The following is a 1797-nucleotide window of genomic DNA, read 5'->3' as shown; positions in this document are numbered from 1 at the left end:
CTGCCGACGTCGTGGTCGACGTGGTCGCGGACGTCGTCGCGGCCGGTTTCGACAGCTTCACACCCTTCGGCGGCGTCGACGCGCCGCCGATCGTCAGGCCGTTTTCCTCGAGATGCCCGACCGACTTGGTACCGAGGCCCTTCACGCGGTTCGCGAGATCGTCGGCGTCCTTGAACGGGCCGTTCTTGGTGCGTTCGTCGATGATCGCCTTCGACTTCACGGGCCCGAGCCCCTTCACGGATTCGAGCGCGGCCTGGTCGGCCGTGTTGACTTCGACGGCCGCGGCAAGGCCTGCGGCAAGCGACAGCGATAGCGCGACGAACAGCATCAGCAGCTTTTTCAGCATGGCAAAGGCTCCCTGGTTCTGACGGATGAATGGTTGTTGCAACGGACGGCGACGTGCGAGTTGGCCGGGCGTCGCGTTAAGCATAGGACAAATGCGTGCCCTTTTTGAGACAGGCTGACCGAATCTTGCTGAAGGCTTGCGGTGCTGTAAAGGCCGAACCCGATGCCGGGCGCCGATTTTGACGATTCTTTACGGTGTCGCCGGCGTATTGCGAGGGGCGCGCGGAAAAACGCCGCACTGGCCGTCAGACAATGCTTGACTTAGAGTGAACTCTAACTCCTAACCTTGTTCCTGCCATGTCGAAAACCGTATCCCAACCCTCCGCCGCCGGTCCGCTGACGATCGGGCAAGTCGCCGAACTGACGGGCGTGTCGACGCACACGCTGCGGTATTACGAGCAGGCCGGGCTGCTGCGCGCGATCTCGCGCACGGCGGCCGGGCACCGGCTCTATGCGCCGGCCGACCTTGACTGGCTGGCCTTCGTGATGCGCCTGAAGGCGACCGGCATGCCGATCGCGCAGATGCAGGCGTTCGCGGTGCTGCGCGAGCAGGGCGAGTCGACGTTCGGCGCGCGGCGCGACTTGCTGGTCGCGCATCGCGACGCGGTGCGTGCGCATATCGCGGAGCTGCAGGCGAGCCTCGACGCGATCGGCGACAAGATCGCGTACTACGAGGCGCGGGAACGGGAAACGGAACGACGGGCGAAACCTTCTCACTCTTTATCGGAACAGGACGGACACGATGGAACGACTCGTTGAGGATCGCTACACGCGCGGCTGGAACAAGCTCAAGGAAATCGACGGCGAAGCGGGCGAACGCGTGATCGCGGCGCTCGCGCCGATCGCGCCGGACTTCGGGCGGCTCCTGGTCGAATTCAGCTTCGGCGACATCTACAGCCGGCCGCAGCTCGACCTGAAGGCGCGCGAAATCGCGACGATCGCCGCGCTGGCCGCGCTCGGCAACGCGCAGCCGCAACTGAAGGTGCATATCGAGGCCGCGCTGAACGTCGGCTGCACGCGCGACGAGATCGTCGAGGTGTTCATGCAGATGGCCGTGTATGCGGGGATGCCCGCCGCGCTCAACGCGTTGTTCGCCGCGCACGAGGTGTTCACGCGGCGCGACGAAGCGGCCGGCGTGACGGACCACCCGAACGAAGCGGCCGGGCAGCCCGCATGACCAGGCATGCGCCCGTGCGTCACGCGCGGTGCGGCGCGACGATCCGGTACTTCGCGATGCGCCGGTACAGCGTCGCGCGCGACATGCCGAGCGCCCGGGCGGCCGCGTCGGGCCGCCAGCGGTGCATGGTGAGCGCGGCGACGATGCGGCTGCGTTCGTCGTCGGGCAGCGCGCCCGCCGGCGCGCCGCCGAGTTGCGCGGCGAGGTCGGTCGGCAGGTCGCGCCGCGTCACGCGCGCGGCGTCGCACACCGCGCACGCATAGCGCAGCACGTTG

At 67.4% G+C, this 1797-nt stretch carries 4 protein-coding genes; 2 read left to right on the top strand and 2 right to left on the bottom strand.

The features are described from left to right. Window positions 1–346: helix-hairpin-helix domain-containing protein (locus JMF90_RS35565; protein WP_201326205.1), on the bottom strand; the 346-nt coding region annotated here is incomplete at its 3' end. A 296-nt stretch (window positions 347–642) separates the two neighbouring features. On the opposite strand from JMF90_RS35565, the gene JMF90_RS35560 reads away from it, so the two are divergent. Both JMF90_RS35560 and JMF90_RS35555 read left to right on the top strand, forming a co-directional pair. Continuing rightward, window positions 643–1104 (top strand): MerR family transcriptional regulator, encoded by a 462-nt coding sequence (locus JMF90_RS35560; protein ID WP_006478649.1) that lies wholly within the window; start codon window positions 643–645, stop codon window positions 1102–1104. After that, on the top strand, window positions 1088–1522 hold the full coding sequence (locus JMF90_RS35555) for a carboxymuconolactone decarboxylase family protein (RefSeq protein WP_011549667.1): 435 nt from the start codon (window positions 1088–1090) through the stop codon (window positions 1520–1522). Before JMF90_RS35560 ends, JMF90_RS35555 begins: the two co-directional genes overlap by 17 nt. Window positions 1523–1541: 19 nt before the next feature. Here the strand turns inward: JMF90_RS35555 and JMF90_RS35550 are convergent. Next, window positions 1542–1797, bottom strand: a 256-nt coding sequence (locus JMF90_RS35550) for a helix-turn-helix domain-containing protein (protein WP_201326204.1), incomplete at its 5' end; no start/stop codon positions are given.

Origin of the sequence: Burkholderia sp. E168m23 (assembly GCF_016586125.1) — a bacterium.
In the GTDB taxonomy this organism is placed as follows: domain Bacteria; phylum Pseudomonadota; class Gammaproteobacteria; order Burkholderiales; family Burkholderiaceae; genus Burkholderia; species Burkholderia orbicola.
Note: the sequence above shows the minus strand (reverse complement) of the source record. Positions and strands in the feature narration are given on the sequence as shown.